The 17,474-nt window shown below is 56.6% G+C and carries 16 protein-coding genes; 12 read left to right on the forward strand and 4 right to left on the reverse strand.

Annotated elements, in window-relative coordinates:
* Positions 1 to 30: 30 nt before the first annotated feature.
* Complete coding sequence (gene rlmF, locus ACMWJS_RS11655) at positions 31 to 942, reverse strand: 23S rRNA (adenine(1618)-N(6))-methyltransferase RlmF (protein WP_045909507.1); 912 nt, start codon at positions 940 to 942, stop codon at positions 31 to 33.
* 243 nt (positions 943 to 1,185) lie between these two features.
* Between rlmF and mcbA the strand changes: the two genes are divergently transcribed.
* From mcbA to ybiJ, 3 genes are all read left to right on the forward strand, one after another.
* Positions 1,186 to 1,452 carry a DUF1471 family periplasmic protein McbA gene (gene mcbA, locus ACMWJS_RS11660; RefSeq protein WP_045909506.1) on the forward strand — a complete coding sequence of 89 codons (267 nt, stop codon included), beginning with the start codon at positions 1,186 to 1,188 and terminating at the stop codon, positions 1,450 to 1,452.
* A gap of 121 nt (positions 1,453 to 1,573) precedes the next feature.
* Positions 1,574 to 1,840, forward strand: coding sequence for a DksA/TraR family C4-type zinc finger protein (locus tag ACMWJS_RS11665; protein ID WP_048027017.1), 267 nt, complete (start codon positions 1,574 to 1,576; stop codon positions 1,838 to 1,840).
* Between the two features lie 285 nt (positions 1,841 to 2,125).
* The gene (gene ybiJ / locus ACMWJS_RS11670; RefSeq protein ID WP_023310874.1) at positions 2,126 to 2,386 is read left to right on the forward strand and encodes a DUF1471 family protein YbiJ; all 261 of its coding nucleotides are present in this window, start codon (positions 2,126 to 2,128) and stop codon (positions 2,384 to 2,386) included.
* Positions 2,387 to 2,503: 117 nt separating this feature from the next.
* Here ybiJ and ybiB read toward each other — a convergent pair whose 3' ends face one another.
* Positions 2,504 to 3,466, reverse strand: a complete 963-nt coding sequence (ybiB, locus tag ACMWJS_RS11675; protein WP_045909504.1) for a DNA-binding protein YbiB — start codon at positions 3,464 to 3,466, stop codon at positions 2,504 to 2,506.
* A gap of 255 nt (positions 3,467 to 3,721) precedes the next feature.
* Here ybiB and ACMWJS_RS11680 point away from each other — a divergent pair, with 255 nt between their 5' ends.
* The 5 genes from ACMWJS_RS11680 to ACMWJS_RS11700 all read left to right on the forward strand — a co-directional run bounded on the left by ACMWJS_RS11680 (position 3,722) and on the right by ACMWJS_RS11700 (position 9,094).
* Entirely contained in the window at positions 3,722 to 4,258 is a 537-nt protein-coding gene (locus ACMWJS_RS11680) for a fimbrial protein (protein ID WP_045909503.1), read from the forward strand.
* Positions 4,259 to 4,326: 68 nt separating this feature from the next.
* Positions 4,327 to 5,001: a molecular chaperone gene (locus ACMWJS_RS11685; protein ID WP_048027013.1), complete on the forward strand. Its 675-nt coding sequence runs from the start codon at positions 4,327 to 4,329 to the stop codon at positions 4,999 to 5,001.
* Positions 5,002 to 5,031: 30 nt separating this feature from the next.
* Positions 5,032 to 7,575: a fimbria/pilus outer membrane usher protein gene (locus ACMWJS_RS11690; RefSeq protein WP_414747092.1), complete on the forward strand. Its 2,544-nt coding sequence runs from the start codon at positions 5,032 to 5,034 to the stop codon at positions 7,573 to 7,575.
* A 20-nt stretch (positions 7,576 to 7,595) separates the two neighbouring features.
* Positions 7,596 to 8,585: a fimbrial protein gene (locus ACMWJS_RS11695; protein WP_262764654.1), complete on the forward strand. Its 990-nt coding sequence runs from the start codon at positions 7,596 to 7,598 to the stop codon at positions 8,583 to 8,585.
* A gap of 5 nt (positions 8,586 to 8,590) precedes the next feature.
* Entirely contained in the window at positions 8,591 to 9,094 is a 504-nt protein-coding gene (locus ACMWJS_RS11700; RefSeq protein ID WP_048027613.1) for a fimbrial protein, read from the forward strand.
* On the opposite strand, the gene dinG is transcribed toward ACMWJS_RS11700, so the two are convergent.
* Positions 9,081 to 11,258, reverse strand: a complete 2,178-nt coding sequence (gene dinG, locus ACMWJS_RS11705; protein WP_048027009.1) for an ATP-dependent DNA helicase DinG — start codon at positions 11,256 to 11,258, stop codon at positions 9,081 to 9,083. The genes ACMWJS_RS11700 and dinG overlap by 14 nt on opposite strands.
* Positions 11,259 to 11,355: 97 nt before the next feature.
* Positions 11,356 to 12,735 (reverse strand): ATP-dependent RNA helicase RhlE, encoded by a 1,380-nt coding sequence (gene rhlE / locus ACMWJS_RS11710; protein ID WP_045909499.1) that lies wholly within the window; start codon positions 12,733 to 12,735, stop codon positions 11,356 to 11,358.
* Positions 12,736 to 12,940: 205 nt separating this feature from the next.
* On the opposite strand from rhlE, the gene cecR reads away from it, so the two are divergent.
* Genes cecR through ACMWJS_RS11730 form a run of 4 tightly spaced genes read left to right on the forward strand, consistent with a single transcriptional unit; the run spans position 12,941 to position 17,465 of the window.
* Positions 12,941 to 13,618, forward strand: coding sequence for a transcriptional regulator CecR (cecR, locus tag ACMWJS_RS11715; protein WP_045909498.1), 678 nt, complete (start codon positions 12,941 to 12,943; stop codon positions 13,616 to 13,618).
* On the forward strand, positions 13,615 to 14,610 hold the full coding sequence (hlyD, locus tag ACMWJS_RS11720; protein ID WP_414747093.1) for a secretion protein HlyD: 996 nt from the start codon (positions 13,615 to 13,617) through the stop codon (positions 14,608 to 14,610). Before cecR ends, hlyD begins: the two co-directional genes overlap by 4 nt.
* Positions 14,603 to 16,342: an ATP-binding cassette domain-containing protein gene (locus ACMWJS_RS11725; protein ID WP_262779179.1), complete on the forward strand. Its 1,740-nt coding sequence runs from the start codon at positions 14,603 to 14,605 to the stop codon at positions 16,340 to 16,342. The genes hlyD and ACMWJS_RS11725 overlap by 8 nt, the downstream gene beginning before the upstream one ends.
* Positions 16,332 to 17,465 carry an ABC transporter permease gene (locus ACMWJS_RS11730; RefSeq protein WP_045909495.1) on the forward strand — a complete coding sequence of 378 codons (1,134 nt, stop codon included), beginning with the start codon at positions 16,332 to 16,334 and terminating at the stop codon, positions 17,463 to 17,465. Before ACMWJS_RS11725 ends, ACMWJS_RS11730 begins: the two co-directional genes overlap by 11 nt.
* Positions 17,466 to 17,474 lie beyond the last annotated feature (9 nt).

The following is a 17,474-nucleotide window of genomic DNA, read 5'->3' on the forward strand; positions in this document are numbered from 1 at the left end:
GCTTCGCCTTACCCGGCCTACGACGGCGTGCTATTTGCGACGTTTGTTATTGTCCATAAACGTCCAGGCAATAAAGCGGCTTTGCTTCTGGCCCTGCGCCATCTCTTTTTTCACCACTTTTACAGCACCCGCTTCGGTGAGCGCGCGGTAGAGTGGCGGCAGGTTATCTCCGCGGGAAACCAGCGTCGTGAACCACTTCACCTGACGACCAAACTGTTTGCTTTCCGCAATCATGCGCAGGATAAACGCCACTTCGCCGCCTTCACACCATAATTCCTGCTGCTGCCCGCCGAAGTTCAGCGCGGCATCTTCCGCCTGACCCAGGTTGCGGCGCTTGCGCTCGCTGCCCGCACGCGCCGCGGCCGCCGAATCATGGAACGGCGGGTTGCACATCGTGGCGTCATAGCTTTCATTTTTGTGAATGATACCGTTGAAGATCGACGCCGCCTCTTTCTGACGACGCAGACGAATGGCGCGGCTTAACCCAGGATTCGCGCTGATAATCGCCTGGGCGCTGGCAAAGGCCTCGGCACCGATTTCGCTTCCGGTAAAGCGCCAGTGGTATTCATGTGCGCCGATCAGCGGGTAAATCAGATTCGCCCCGGTGCCAATATCCAGAATGGTGGCCTGCTCTGGAACAACGCCCTCATTACCTTCGGCAAGAAGGTCGGCAAGGTGATGCACGTAATCCGCGCGGCCCGGCACAGGTGGACAGAGAAAGCCTTCGGGAATATCCCAGTTCGCCACACCGTAATAGTGTGCAAGCAGCGCTTTGTTCAACATTTTAACCGCCTGGGGGTCAGCAAAGTTGACCGAAGGTTCACCCGCGGGGGTCTGGACAATGTAGTCCTGCAGCGGCGGGCAGCTCAGGCATAACGCATTCATGTCGTAGCGGCTGCGGTGGCGATTTCGTGGGTGCAATCCCGGCTTTTGGGAAGTCATGGCGTTCTCCTTTAAACAGCGGCGTAAGATACCCTTTGCTGGCCCAACGGTAAATCTTTCTCTGCATCGATTAAAAATTCGACATAAATCAAACACCTTTATGTCTATGATCTGTCAGCGAAATGTCAACAGATGTTGTTCAAAAAATAAGCAGATCATCATCAAATATTTGCGCTAAGTCACACTCCTCCGGCTTCTAAACTTAAGGGGAATCACCTGTTGTTTCCTCATGAGGATGTGATTATGAAAAAGTATCTGACCCTTGCTGTTATCGCTGCCGCCCTGGCGACCGCGTCATTCTCTGCGATGGCCGTTCAGTCGCTGACCCCGAGTACCGACACCAGCCAGCTCCGGCCTGCGGGCACCGTCTCGGTAAGCCGTGCCAGCAACCTTGACGATCTCCAGTCTAAACTTGCCGAAAAAGCCCGTCAGGAAGGTGCAAAAGGCTTCGTGGTGAATTCCGCTGGCGGCGATAACCATATGTACGGCACAGCGACCATTTATAAATAATCTGCTTTTTTTCCCCAAACTGCATCTGTCCACCGGATGCAGTTCTCTTCCCCATCGCCTTGACTGTTCGTTTTTTAACCCCATATTAAAAGCAGGGCTGAACCAATATCAGGAGGACATAATGGCTTCCGGCTGGGCAAATGATGATGCCGTTAACGACCAGATCAACAGTACAATTGAAGATGCGGTAGCGCGTGCTCGCGGTGAAATTCCGCGCGGCGAAAGCTTAACTGAATGCGAAGAGTGTGGAGACCCTATTCCCGAGGCGCGCCGAAAAGCCATCCCCGGTGTAAGGCTTTGCATCACCTGCCAGCAGCATAAAGATTCGAAAAATTCATCACATTCGGGATATAATCGCAGAGGTTCGAAAGACAGCCAGTTACGTTGACTTTCCTTTACCTAAGTTAACCGCACAGGCCCTTACCTTTACGCTCACGATTTTTAGCGAACCGCGTAGCAAAATGTGCCCTTCATCTTTCTTCTGTAAAGCGCATCAACAAGAAGTGTAAATCGCCAGTTTGAATTTATTAATATTCAATAAGTTATTTGTCATTCAATTTTTTTGAGCAACCACGTCAATTCTCTTCGATTTTATCCCTCGAAAAAAACCGTGATACTTATCACATCGACGGAACATCGTCCCCTTAACAGAAACACCTGCGAGAGATTAATTATGAAAACCATCAAATATGCTGTAGCTGCTGTTGCCCTGTCCGCCCTGTCCTTCGGCGCTTTCGCCGTAGAGCCAGTCTCTTCAACTCAGGCACAGAACATGAATAAAGTCGGTGTGGTAAGTGCTGATGGCGCGACCACGCTGGACGGTCTGGAAGCCAAACTGGCTGAGAAAGCGGCTGCTGCCGGTGCAAGCGGATACACCATTACCTCCGCTAACGGCAATAACAAGCTGAGCGGTACCGCGGTTATCTACAAATAATCGCCTGAACGAATGCTGTCCCCTCGCCAAACCCTCTGGTGAGCTGCTCCAACCCTCATTGACCCTGTTGTTTGTTACCCTTGCTTGCCCGTCCGCCACTGGACGGGCTTTTTTTAGTTAAAAAGACTGCGCCACGCGCGCCAGACCATCCTCTATCGAGTCCACCTCGCCCGTCGCCAGCAGACAGCAGGCCATCTGCTGCGTAATGGCGTGCGGAACAGGGACCTGGCCCGCCAGACACTGGGTGATCCAGTGGGCGGTGGTGTGCGGATCTTTGGCTTCGGGCAACGCCACATCACGATTATCCGTCCCGCGCTCCAGAATGACGCGCGCGCCGGCAGAATCAATGTGCACAATCTGCGGGCAGCGCTGCGGGTTGGCATACACCTCCCCTTCGGTGCCGTGCATCAGTAAAGCGCGCCCGCCAACCTCTTCAAAGAACTTGCCGACTCGCGTCACGTACTCCGGATGAGAGACGCTGGAAAGCCGCAGCGCGGCATCTTCGCCAAACGGCGTTGCCAGTTTTGCCAGCGTGTGGGCGCTGTTACGCACCCCCATACGCCAGCGCATATCCAGTTGCTTTTCCAGCGGCGGGCAGAACGCACCAACCGGAATATAGACCGGCTGATGCCCGTCAAGCTTCGCCTGCGCCTGACCCGCATGAAGGGTCGGCTTGATGTCCAGCAGCTCAAAGATGGTTTGCGTCAATACGCGCGTGGGATCTTCACTTACGCCGTGTACGACAACCGGGAATCCAAGCTTGTGCAGTAAAATCGCCAGCAGCGGCGTCAGGTTTGCCTGTTTACGCGCCCCGTTATAGCTGGGGATGACAATCGGCATCGGCTTTGCGACTGGCGGCGTTAAGCGCATCGTTTGCGCCTGCATCGCCTCGTAAAAACCGCGCATCTCCGCTTCACCTTCCCCTTTAATACGCAGCGCGATCAGGATGCCGCCCATCTCCAGATCTGGCACATCGCCATTCAGCATGTGCGTATACAGTGCCTTAGCCGTTTCGTAATCCAGGTCGCGCGCATGATTTTTGCCCCGCCCTACCTCTTTGATAATTTTGCGATAATCCACGTCTTTTCTCCTGACTACGTCATCTTGTGAACACTATAGTCCTGAAGAAGCGCTGGCCGATAGTTTTTTATGAAGACAATCAACCCGCTGATTTTTTAGCAGTTAACGAAAGACAAGCTTTATTTCAATTATTTGTGATTTCTATAGAAGATTCTAAAGCATATCTTTTTTGATTAAATAGTCGCCGAACACTATTGAGGGTCACGGTGAAAACGTCCAGGCAACGTTTTTACCCGAAACACACCAGGATTGACTATGAACAAGGTTGCTTTAGGTTTATTTATCGCTGCAACGATAGGGTGTTCTGCATCCGCCTTTGCGGCAACAAACGGTGAAGGGCAGATTAACTTTACCGGCGAAATTATTGATTCTGCCTGTCAGGTAGTAAATGGATTAAGCGATCCACTCAACGTCCAGTTAGGCAAAGTTTCTAAAACGGTATTCACCGGTGCAGGCTCCACCAGCACACCAACAAAATTTGATATTCAGTTAAAAGATTGTCCGGAGACGGTCACCTCTGCAGCAATTAATTTTGGCGGTACGCCAGATGCGAATAACAGCACCACGCTGGCGTTAACGGCAGATGCGAATGCCGCAACCGGCGTCGCCATTCAATTGCTTGACTCATCTGAACAACCCGTCAGCTTATATACGCCTTCCCGCGCGTATCCACTCAACGCAGGAAGTACGGTTAACGATCTGGAATTTGCAGCGCGATATATTCAGACGCAGGCTGCCGTTACGGCTGGCCCTGCTAACTCCGTATCGACCTTCACCGTTATTTATAACTGATATTTTCAATCTGAAGATATTAGCTTTGTGTCAAAGCTAATATCTTTTCTTTATGTTGAGAAATATTTATGCGCCATGGTTATTTACTGAGCACTCTGTTACTGGTAGCCGCGACCGCTCATGCGGGAGTCATTATTAATGGCACCCGCCTGGTCTACCGGGGAGATAAAAAGGAGTCATCTCTTGGTATTTCAAATCCAGATACAACGGATTATCTGGTGCAGTCCTGGGTTGATACCGACAGTAAAAATCATGCCGCTGCGCCATTCCTGATTACACCGCCCCTGTTTCGTCTTGATGCGAAAGAGGATAACGTACTGCGCGTCGTTCGCACCGGCGGAAATTTACCGGAAGATCGCGAATCGCTGTACTGGTTAAATATTAAAGCGATTCCCTCATCGAAGCACGTGGAGGGGGTGAATACGCTGCAAATTGCGATTAATACGCGCATCAAATTACTCTACCGTCCATCGTCCGTTAAGGGCAAGCCGGAAGAGATGGCGGATAAGCTGGAATGGCATCGTGAAGGCAACGATCTGGTCGTTAATAATCCGACCCCCTTCTATATGAATTTCCAGAGCGTGACGTTGAATGGTCATAAAATCACGAAAGCCACCTGGGCCGTGCCTGAAACCGGAACGCACATTACCCTGCCAGCCAATACGGGTGGCGATACTGTGACGTATTCCATTATTACGGATTACGGCAGCATCAGCAAAACCTGGACAAAATCCGTTCATTAATTTCATGTCTGATAACGCATTAAAATAATCATGTACAGCCATAAAAAGCCGTTCACCTGCCAATTATTCACGCTGCTGACCCTGCTATGTGGTCTGGCAGCCGTGTGTTTTGCGCAGTTCGCGTGGGCTGATGATTATTTTAACCCGGCACTGCTGGATATTGACAACCCTCAGCAGACCAAAACGGATCTCTCCGTATATGAAAAAGGGCCTGGACAGGCGCCGGGGAAATACCAGGTCGCGATCTATATTGATAATAATAAAATCGACACCCGTGACGTGACGTTTACATTGCAGCAGGATAGCCGGGGCAACAGTTCACTTCAGCCTTGTTTTAGCCTCGAAGAGTTAAAAAGTCTGGGCATCAAAACCCAAAAATACCCGCAGTTAATGGCAAAGGGCTCGTGTGCCGACTTAAGCGCCATCCCTTCGGCATCGGCCTCGTTCCACGTTCGGAATCAACAGCTGCTCCTGAGCATACCGCAAACGGCACTGGGCCAGGTGCCACGCGGCTATATCGATCCCAAAGAGTTTGATGAAGGGATCACCGCAGGCTTATTAAACTACAGCGCCAACGCCAGCCAGAGCCACGCTCGCCAGCAGGGCGAAGAGGATAACAGCAGCCAGTACGTCAATTTGCGCCCGGGCTTTAATGTCGGGGCCTGGCGCGTACGCAACTATTCCACCTGGAATCGCAGCACGACGGGCAAGGAAGAACAGCAGAAGTTCTCCTCCGTCTATACCTATGCCCAGCGCGATATCGTGTCGATGAAAAGCGATCTCACCGTCGGTCAGAGCTCTTCGCCTGCCGATGTGTTCGACAGCGTGCCTTATACCGGGGTGCAGATTAACTCCGACAGCGACATGCTGCCGGACAGTGAAAAAGGCTATGCGCCGATTATTCGCGGAACGGCCCACAGTAACGCGCTGGTGATGGTTCGCCAGAACGGCTATGTCATTTACCAGAACACCGTCGCCCCCGGCGCGTTTGAAATTAACGATCTCTACCCTACCGGCAGCAGCGGCGATCTGCAGGTGACCGTAAAAGAGACCGACGGAAGCGAAAGCCACTTTGTGGTGCCCTACGCGTCGGTGCCGGTATTGCAGCGTGAAAAAAACCTGCGCTACAGCGTAACCGCAGGCCGCTACCGCTCATATGACAGCGACGTCGAGAAAACGCCGTTTGCCCAGGGGAGTGTAATTTACGGCTTACCTTACGGATTCACCGCCTACGGCGGCGTGCAGCAGAGCAGCCATTATCAGTCTCAGGCGGTGGGCGTCGGTAAAAACATGGGAGATTTAGGCGCCTTCTCGCTCGACGTCACCCGCGCAAAAGCGCTGCTGAAAAAACAGCAGTCCAGCAAAGGGCAGTCTGCGCGCCTCCGCTACAGCAAAGATTTTGCGGGATCGGGGACGAATTTTTCCGTGGCGGGCTATCGCTACAACAGCAAAGGGTTCTACACGCTGGAAGACACCATGGAATCCTATACCCGCTCGGATGACTGGTCGGCACCGCAGCAGCGCCGCGAGCGTGAAGAAGCCACCATCGACCAAACCCTGCCCGAAGGCTGGGGCTCAATGACGCTGAGCCTGGTCAAAGAGACCTACTGGAGCCAGAGCCAGGACATGACCTCAATGAGCGTCAGCTACAACAACAGCTGGCACGGCGTGAGCTACAGCCTGAGCTACAGCATGAACAAGAATACCGACGATAGCGATGAAAATGGCAATTCCGTCTCCAACGACAACCAGTTTTCACTGAGCGTCTCCGTGCCGCTCGATCGCTGGATGCATAACACCTGGGCAACCTACAACCTGAACAATACCAAAGACGGCACGACGCAGAACATTGGCCTTAACGGCACGGCGCTGGCCGAAGATAACCTGAACTGGAACATCCAGGAGGGGCTTAGCCGCACCGGTAGCGGAAACTCGACCAGCATGAACGCTGACTACAAAGGCACCTACGGCGAGCTCAGCGGCGGCGTGAGTCAGGACAACTATCAGCAGAGCGTAAACGTCGGCGTGCAGGGCGGCGTTATCGCCCACGCCAACGGCATAACGCTGAGCCAGCCGCTCGGCGAAACGATTGCACTGGTCAAAGCGCCGGGCACCCACGGTACGCACATTGCCAACCAGACCGGCGTTGAAACCGACTTCCGCGGCTATACCGTGGTGCCGTTCGTCACGGCCTACCGCCATAACACGATTGCCCTGGACACCGAAACGCTGCCGGACGACGCCGACGTTACCCACGCCGCGCAGATTGTTACCCCGACCCGCGGCGCGGTGGTGCGCGCCAGCTTTAACACCCGCGTGGGGAACCGGGTATTGATGGTGCTCACGCAAAACGGGAAACCGCTGCCCTTTGGCGCAACGGTGACCACCGACGATAAGGACAGCGAATTTATCGTGGGCAGCGGCGGCCAGACCTACCTCTCCGGCATGCCACAGCGCGGCACGCTCTCCGTTTCGTGGGGTGAAGGTGCCGGCGAACATTGCGTCGCTGAATACGCCCTCACGGATGAGAAAGACAAAAACAGCATCATTAACGCTGCCGCGCAGTGTCATTGATTCATCGTGAAGGCTTGACTATGCAGATAATTAAACAGTGTTTTTTCTTACTGGTTCTTGGAACGGCGGCATTGTTTATGCCGCATGCAAAGGCATCATGCGATACGCCCGATCTGCCAAAACTGATTGACGTCGCCTCTATATCTGTCCCTTCCTCGCTGCCCGTTGGCGCAACCATTGAGGGGACGGAACAGAGCGTCCATATTTCAGGAGCCTGCTACGGCACAAATAACTTTGGGCTACCCATTATCGCTTGCTATTACGGCACGGGCTCGGAAATTCCGGGACTTGCAGGTGTATATGATTCTGGCGTGCAGGGTATTGGCGTCGCGCTGATGAATGATAAAGGTCAGCGCATTACCGGCGCTGGCGGTATTTATTGTAACTCGACCAGCACGCCGCTGGGGTATATCACTGACGATGCAAGCCAGGCCTTTGATTTTAACGTGACGCTTGAGTTGGTTAAAACCAGCGATAACATCCAGTCAGGCGCGCTGTCTATGGCGCAAACGAAATTTGGCATCGGCGTTTACCAACACGAAGGGATTGGTGATCCGAATACCCTCTCCTATGCCGGAAACGTGAATGTTCAGACTGTCACCTGCTCCGTTTCCCCTAAAAACCTCACCGTCAATTTAGGCGATTTTCCGGTCAGCGATTTTATCGGCATCGGCACGCTCTCCATGCCTGCACAGGAGTTTAACGTAACGGTCAACTGTAACGCCACGGTGCAGCCTGAAGTGAAAATCACCAGCGCTAACGGCTATGAGACCGGCTACGCTGGGGTGATCAAACTCACTCAGCAGCCCGGAATGGCCACCGGGGTCGGGGTGCGAATGTTGTTCGACAACGATATCGCCACCTTCGATCAATACGTCACGACCTCCAGCAAGGCCGTTGCCAACCAGACGCTGGATATTCCTTTCCAGGTGCGCTACCAGCAAATCAGCGACGAGGTTACGCCCGGCCCGGCCAACACCGTTGCCACCATAACTCTGGCCTATAAGTGACGATGATGAAAAAAATAGTGCTTTTCATTGGGATGGCCCTGATGACGCAGGCGTGGGCGGATGATATCCAGGTTCAGATGGTCGGGAACATCTATGCCAATACCTGCGTAATCGACAGCGCCAGCAAAAACTTAACCGTCGACCTCGGTCAGACAGCGTCCGGCAACTTTAAAGACGTGGGGGACACGGGCGAATGGAAAGAATTTTCGCTGAACGTCTCGCATTGTCCCAAAACGCTGACGCTGGCAACGGCCTTTTTCTATGGCCAGGCAGACAGCCTGCACCCGACAAAATTTGCCAACATCGGCAGCGCAAAAGGGCTGGCGCTTGAGCTGGCGGACCGGCAGGACAATATCCTCATCGCCCCGCAGGCGAGCTTTAACGCGCTGATTAATCAAAACGATCACACGGCCACCTTCCCTCTCGCCGCACGCTACTACGCCACCTCCATGCCGGTGAGCGCGGGGACGTTCAGCAGCGTGGTGCAGGTGACCTTCACTTACCAGTAGGACCGCGCCCCTTAGCACGGATGCTTTTCCTGCGCCCGGCGGTCAGTGTTGCCGGGCGTTTTTTTACCTCGGGCACCTCTGGCTGTTCAATCGGAAAGATCGGCAGCGCGTTTAACAAACGTTGGCCGTAATTTTTGGTGAGCAGACGTTTGTCATAAATCACCACCTCCCCCCAGCAGCCGTGGCTACGGATCAGACGCCCGACCTGCTGAATGAGGTTAAACGACGCCGCAGGTAAGCTTTGCACCTCAAAGGGATAGCGATTGAGGCTTTTCAACCACTCGCCTTCGGTGATGACGACCGGGCTGTCGATGGGCGGGAAGGCAATTTTATGAATATGCACCTGCGTCAGGTAATCGCCCTTCAAATCCAGACCTTCCGCGAAGGACTGTAATCCCACCAGCACACTGCGCTCGCCGTTATCGATACGTTTGCGGTGCGTTTCCACCAGCCGGTATCGCGGCTGATCGCCCTGGACCAGCAGGAGTAAACGCAGATCGGTGACGTGCTCCAGGAAGCGCTGCATCGCGCGCCCGCTGGCAAACAGCACCAGCATGCCGGGGTATTTTCTGCTCTCAACCTGTTCACGGAAGTAGGCCGCCATTTCCGCAATGTGCTGCTCTTCGTTGTCAATCAGCGGCTCGAATTTCATGCGCGGGATCACCAGCTTCCCCTGCTCGCAGTGGTTAAACGGCGAGTCCAGCGCGACAAAACGATCGCCCGCTTTCTCTTTAAGCCCGCTCATTTCCTGCAAACGCGAAAAACTGTTCAGGGAGCGCAACGTGGCAGAGGTGACCACCACGTGCGGCACGCTCCGCCAGATGAGCTTTTCCAGCTGATCGGCCACGCGGATGCCCACGCAGTGGAAAAACAGATGAACCTGCCCGTCGCGCACTTCACGGGTGGCCCATTTGGTGACCGGCGCGCCCGACGCCTGCGCCATCGAGGCCAGCCGCCAGAGCTTGCTCTGCGCTTCAAACATGCCGAGCGCACGGTTCATTTGCAAAAGAATACGGTGCAGGCGAACCACGTCGTGCGAGCCGGTTTTCTCGCTGAGATCGTTTAAGAACATCTCCGCCAGCCCGCGCAGCTTTTCGAGATGCTTCGCCAGCTGCTGGCAAATCTCCATCACCTCGTCCGGCAGTTCGCCCATCGCAAAGCGGTGTTCCGCTTCCTGGGTTGCGGGAAGATAAAGATTCAGGATGTTGTTCAGCGACGAGATAAGGCTGTAAACCTCTTCGCAGTGGTCGCTCAGACGCTCCGGCACCGCCAGCGGCGGCGTGGTTTTCGGCCGGAACTGCTCCATGCAGGTGGCGACAAGCTTGCAGAAGAGATCCAGCTGCAGGCGGAACCAGGGGGCGGTAATTTCCGCGCTCATCTCCAGCGCGTCGCGCGCCACGTCGGGCAGATGGTGGCCTTCGTCGAGCACCAGCAGCAGGTTTTTCGGCTCCGGCAGCACCGCTTCGCTCTCCAGCGCCGCCATCACCAGGGCGTGGTTAGCCACAACCACCTCCGCTTCCTGAATTTCACGCCGGGCGACAAAAAACGGGCATTCGCGATAGTAGTGACAGTTGCGGTTCAGACAGCTGGCTTTGTCCGTGCTGAGCCTGCGCCACAAATCGTCGCTGATGGCTTTATCGGTGTGATCGCGCAGGCCGTCCCATTTATAGCCATCAAGATCGCCTTTCAGCGTTGCGCAGAGCTCCTGCTCGGCTTTGTTGTTTGGCGTGAGATCGTCGTCGAGGAACGCCAGCAGATCCTGCTGCGACGCCTCGCTGCTGGCAAGCCCTGCCAGGTTACGCGGACAGACGTAGCGACCGCGACCAAAGGCGGCCGTAAACCGCAGGTCGGGGATGATTTTGCGCAGCAGCGGTAAATCTTTGCTGAAGATCTGATCCTGCAGCGCCACGTTGGCGGTGCTGACCACCAGCGTTTTGTCCTCTTCCCGCGCGATGGCAATGCCGGGAATGAGATACGACAAGGTTTTCCCGACGCCGGTCGGGGCTTCAATCGCCAGATGGCGCCCGTCGTCCCCGGCGAGCGTTTTTGCCACGTCAGCAATCATCTGCCGCTGCGGCGCTCGGGGGATAAAATCGGGGATCTGCTGTTGTAGCGCCTTATACCATGCGCCAATTTGCGCCTTGAGCGCAGCGGTTAAAGCCATCGGAAAACCTGAAATACTGTATAAACAGCCACTATTGTGGCACTTTCTCTTCGCAGCCGCAAAAAGAAAAGCCCGGCTTTACGACCGGGCTTCCAGATTACTGCGGGTTAGCAGGCTTGCGCGGGCGGCGTCGGCGCTGCCCTTCTCCTGCCGGCTTGCCTTCGCCGCTGCGCCACGGATTGTCACCGGCCGGTTTGCTGTCGTTGCTACGACGCGGCGGTTTGCCCGCTGACTTCGGCGCGCCGCCTTCGGCACGGCGCGGCTGCTGACCGCGACCACCGCCGCCCTGACCGCGACCGCCCTGGCGACCGTTCTGAATCGGCTCGGCTTTGATCGACGGATCCACTTCATACCCCGGGGTTTCGATACGCGGGATCTCTTTCTTCAGCAGACGTTCGATATCACGCAGCAGCTTGTGCTCGTCCACGCAAACCAGAGAGAGCGCTTCGCCGGTTGCCGCCGCACGACCGGTACGGCCGATACGGTGCACGTAGTCTTCCGGCACGTTTGGCAGCTCGTAGTTCACCACGTGCGGCAGCTCTTCAATGTCGAGGCCACGGGCAGCAATGTCGGTTGCCACCAGCACGCGGATGTCCCCAGACTTGAAGTCCGCCAGCGCACGGGTACGCGCACCCTGGCTCTTGTTGCCGTGGATCGCCGCGCTGCGGATGCCGTCTTTATTCAGCTGTTCCGCCAGGTGGTTCGCGCCGTGCTTGGTGCGGGTAAAGACCAGCACCTGCTGCCAGTTACCCTGACCGATCATTTGGGAGAGCAGTTCGCGCTTGCGCTTTTTATCCACAAAGTGAACGTGCTGCGTCACCTGCTCAGAAGCGGTGTTGCGGCGCGCCACTTCGACTTCCAGCGGGTTATGCAGCAGCTTTTCCGCCAGCGCCTTGATCTCGTCGGAGAAGGTCGCGGAGAAGAGCAGATTCTGACGACGCGGTGGCAGCTTGGCCAGCACGCGGCGAATATCGTGAATAAAGCCCATGTCGAGCATGCGGTCGGCTTCGTCCAGCACCAGAATTTCGATGTTATCCAGCTTCACCGCGTTCTGGTGTTCCAGATCCAGCAGACGGCCCGGCGTTGCCACCAGCACGTCTACGCCGCCGCGCAGCTTCATCATCTGCGGGTTGATGCTGACACCGCCGAACACCACCAGCGAGCGAATGTTGAGATAGCGGCTATAGTCACGCACGTTCTCGCCAATCTGCGCGGCCAGTTCGCGGGTTGGGGTGAGGATCAGCGCACGAACCGGACGACGGCCTTTGGCGTGCGGCTGGTTTTTTACCAGCAGCTCTAACAGCGGCAGCGTAAAGCCCGCGGTTTTACCGGTGCCGGTCTGGGCGCTGGCCATCAGGTCACGGCCCTGAAGAACGGCAGGAATTGCCTGCTGCTGGATTGGGGTTGGCTCAACGTAGCCCTGCTCTGCGATCGCGCGCAGAATTTCCGGGTTCAGGCCAAGGGAATCAAAAGACATAAAAACTCCGAACCGCCCCGACCATCACAGGTGTAGTTTTCAGGGAGATATAACAATTAGGAGGACAAAAACCACAATGTCGCGAAGGGGCGGAGTGTAGCAGCTTTTGTGACGTGGCGCATAAAATATCCCTCTGCGTTCCCTCGACGTAAGCGTGAATCAGGCATAATCTTAATCAATCGATTGATTAATTTTTAATGCCGCCATGAATACAACACCCACAACAACCAAAGGTGAACAGGCCAAAAACCAGCTTATTGCCGCCGCGCTGGCGCAGTTTGGTGAGTATGGGCTGCATGCGACCACGCGCGATATCGCCGCGCTGGCCGGGCAAAACATTGCGGCGATTACCTACTATTTTGGCTCAAAAGAGGATTTATATCTCGCCTGCGCCGAGTGGATTGCCGATTTTATCGGCACGCAATTTCACCCGCACGTCGAGGAGGCCACCGCGCTGCTCAGCCAGCCGTCGCCCGATCGCGAGGCCATCCGCCAGTTGATCCTCAATGCCTGCCACAACATGATCCGCGTGCTGACCCACGACGATACGCTCAACCTGAGCAAGTTTATCTCCCGCGAGCAGCTCTCCCCCACTGCCGCCTATCAGCGGGTACACGATCGGGTCATTGCCCCGATGCATACCCACCTGACCCGGCTGATCGCCGCCTATACCGGGCGGGATGCCAACGATACCGCGACAATTTTGCATACCCACGCCCTGCTGGGTGAAATCCTTGCCTTCCGTCTGGGCCGGGAAACCATCCTGTTACGCACCGGCTGGACACAATTTGATGAGGATAAAGCCGCGCAGATCGGTGAGGTGATCGCCTGTCATCTCGATCTGATCCTGCAAGGCTTAACGCAAAGGAGCCTGAAGTCATGAAAAAACCTGTCGCCATCATTCTGGTGGTTGTTGTTTTGCTTGCCGCGGGCGTCGGTGGATGGCTGTGGTACCAGAGCCATCAGGATAAAAGCCTGACGCTGTACGGTAACGTGGATATTCGCACGGTGAACATGAGCTTCCGCGTCGGCGGCCGTCTCGCCGCGCTGAGCGTTGACGAAGGCGATGCCATTAAAACCGGGCAGACGCTGGGAATGCTGGACAAAGCGCCCTATGAAAATGCGTTGCTGCAGGCCAAAGCGGGCGTCTCCGTTGCGCAGGCACAGTATGACCTGATGCTGGCCGGCTATCGCGACGAAGAGATCGCTCAGGCCGCGGCGGCCGTCAAACAGGCGCAGGCGGCCTATGACTACGCGCAGAACTTCTACGCTCGCCAGCAGGGGCTGTGGAAAAGCCGAACCATTTCCGCAAATGACCTGGAAAATGCGCGCTCCTCCCGCGACCAGGCGCAGGCAACGCTGAAATCCGCGCAGGATAAGTTAAGCCAGTACCACACCGGTAACCGCCCGCAGGATATCGCTCAGGCGAAAGCCAGCCTTGAACAGGCGCAGGCGCAACTGGCCCAGGCGGAGCTGGATCTGCACGACACCACGCTCATCGCACCGTCTGACGGCACGCTGATGACCCGCGCCGTGGAGCCGGGCAGCATGCTCAGCGCGGGCAGCACCGTGTTAACCCTCTCCCTGACCCGCCCGGTCTGGGTACGTGCCTACATTGATGAGCCTAATCTCGGCCAGATGCAGCCGGGCCGCGAGCTGCTGCTCTATACCGACGGTCGCCCGGACAAGCCGTATCACGGCAAGGTGGGCTTTGTCTCCCCTACCGCCGAATTCACGCCGAAAACAGTAGAAACGCCGGACCTGCGTACCGACCTGGTGTATCGCCTGCGCATCATCGTGACTGATGCGGATGACGCCCTGCGCCAGGGCATGCCCGTCACCGTAAAAGTGAACAGCGGGGAACGACATGAATGATGCGGTTATCCAGCTCAACAATCTGGTCAAACGCTTCGCAGGGATGGACAAACCGGCGGTCGCGCCGCTGAACTGCACCATCCAGAAAGGCTATGTCACCGGCCTGGTCGGCCCGGACGGTGCGGGAAAGACCACGCTGATGCGCATGCTGGCGGGGCTGCTGAAGCCGGATGAAGGATCGGCCAGCGTGCTGGGCCTTGACCCGATAAAAGATGACGGCGCGCTCCACGCCATGCTCGGCTATATGCCGCAGAAGTTTGGCCTGTATGAAGATCTGACGGTGATGGAAAACCTGAACCTGTACGCCGACCTGCGCAGCGTCACCGGTGAAGCCCGACAGAAGACCTTCGCCCGCCTGCTGGAATTTACCTCCCTCGGCCCGTTCACCGACCGGCTGGCGGGCAAGCTTTCCGGTGGGATGAAGCAGAAGCTGGGGCTGGCCTGCACGCTGGTGGGCGAGCCAAAAGTGCTGCTGCTGGACGAGCCCGGCGTGGGCGTCGACCCGATATCGCGCCGCGAGCTGTGGCAGATGGTGCACGAGCTGGCGGGCGACGGGATGCTGATCCTCTGGAGCACCTCCTACCTCGATGAAGCGGAACAGTGCCGGGACGTGCTGCTGATGAACGAAGGCGAACTGCTCTATCAGGGCGAGCCGACGACACTGACGCAGAGCATGGCCGGGCGCAGCTTCCTGCTGCACAGCCCGCAGGCGTCCAACCGCTCGCTGCTGCAACGGGTGCTCAAGCTGCCGCAGGTCAGCGATGGGATGATTCAGGGCCGCTCAGTGCGGGTGATCCTCAAAAAAGAGGCCACCGTCGACGATATTCGCCATGCCCCCGGCATGCCTGAGATCGACATGGAAGAGACGGCGCCGCGTTTCGAAGATGCGTTTATCGACCTGCTGGGCGGCGCGGGGACGTCCGAGTCTCCGCTTGGCGCAATCCTGCACACGGTGGACGGCACGCCGGGCGAAACGGTGATCGAAGCCAAATCCCTCACCAAAAAGTTCGGGGATTTCGCCGCCACCGATAACGTCAATTTCGCGGTAAAACGCGGCGAGATTTTTGGCCTGCTTGGACCGAACGGCGCGGGAAAATCGACCACCTTTAAGATGATGTGTGGCCTGCTGGTGCCGACGTCCGGCAAAGCGCTGGTGCTGGATATGGATCTGAAGGTCAGCTCCGGCAAGGCGCGCCAGCATCTGGGCTATATGGCGCAGAAGTTCTCGCTGTATGGCAACCTGACGGTCGAGCAGAATCTGCGCTTTTTCTCTGGCGTGTACGGCCTGCGCGGACGGGCGCAGAACGAGAAGATCCGCCGCATGAGCGACGCCTTCGGGTTAACGACGATTGCTTCCCACGCCACCGACGAACTGCCGCTCGGCTTTAAGCAGCGGCTGGCGCTGGCCTGCTCGCTGATGCACGAGCCGGATATTCTGTTTCTGGATGAGCCGACCTCCGGCGTTGATCCCCTCACCCGCCGCGAGTTCTGGCTGCATATCAACAGCATGGTGGAAAAAGGGGTGACCGTGATGGTGACCACCCACTTCATGGACGAGGCGGAGTACTGCGACCGCATCGGGCTGGTGTATCGCGGCAAGCTGATTGCTCACGGTACACCGGACGACCTGAAAAACCAGGCCGCCGACGATGAGGTCCCGGACCCGACCATGGAGCAGGCGTTTATCACCCTCATCCACGACTGGGATAAGGAGAATGCCCATGCGCAGTAACGCCATTTCCTGGCGCCGGGTGCGCGCGTTGTGCATAAAAGAGACGCGGCAGATCGTGCGTGACCCCAGCAGTTGGCTGATTGCGGTGGTGATCCCCCTGCTGCTGCTGTTTATCTTTGGCTACGGCATTAACCTGGACTCCAGCAAGCTGCGGGTCGGGATTTTGCTGGAGCAGCAGAGCGAGGAGGCGCTGGACTTCACCCACGCCATGACCGGCTCGCCCTACATTGACGCCACCATCAGCGACAATCGTCAGGAACTGATCCAGAAGATGCAGGCCGGGAAGATTCGCGGTCTGATCGTCATTCCGGTGGATTTTGCCGCCAATATGGCGCGGGCGAATACCGATGCGCCGATCCAGGTGATCACCGACGGCAGCGAGCCGAACACCGCGAACTTCGTGCAGGGCTACGCGGAGGGGATCTGGCAGCTCTGGCAGATGCAGCGGGCGGAAGATCGGGGTGAAGAATTTAAACCGCTGATCGACGTGCAGACGCGCTACTGGTTTAACCCCGCCGCCATCAGCCAGCACTTTATTATTCCGGGCGCGGTGACGATTATCATGACGGTCATTGGCGCGATTCTGACCTCGCTGGTGATCGCCCGCGAGTGGGAGCGCGGCACCATGGAAGCGCTGCTTTCAACTGAAGTGACGCGCGTCGAGCTGCTGCTGTGCAAGCTTATTCCCTACTACTTCCTAGGCATGCTGGCGATGCTGCTCTGCATGCTGGTGTCCGTCTTTATCCTCGGCGTGCCGTATCGCGGCTCGCTGGTGGTGCTGTTCTTTATCACCAGCCTGTTTTTACTCAGCACGCTGGGGATGGGGCTGCTCATCTCCACCATCACCCGCAACCAGTTTAACGCGGCCCAGGTGGCCCTCAACGCCGCCTTTTTGCCGTCGATTATGCTGTCCGGCTTTATCTTCCAGATAGACAGCATGCCTGCCGTGATCCGCGCCGTGACTTACGTGATTCCGGCACGCTACTTTGTGAGCACGCTGCAGAGCCTGTTCCTGGCAGGGAATATTCCGGTGGTGCTGATCGTCAACACGCTGTTTTTACTGGCGTCTGCGGCGATGTTTATCGGGTTAACGTGGATGAAAACCAAACGGCGGTTAGATTAAGGAGCGCCC

It is taken from the genome of Enterobacter sp. HK-058-C-ECC (assembly GCF_047531125.1).
Classification (GTDB): domain Bacteria; phylum Pseudomonadota; class Gammaproteobacteria; order Enterobacterales; family Enterobacteriaceae; genus Enterobacter; species Enterobacter quasiroggenkampii.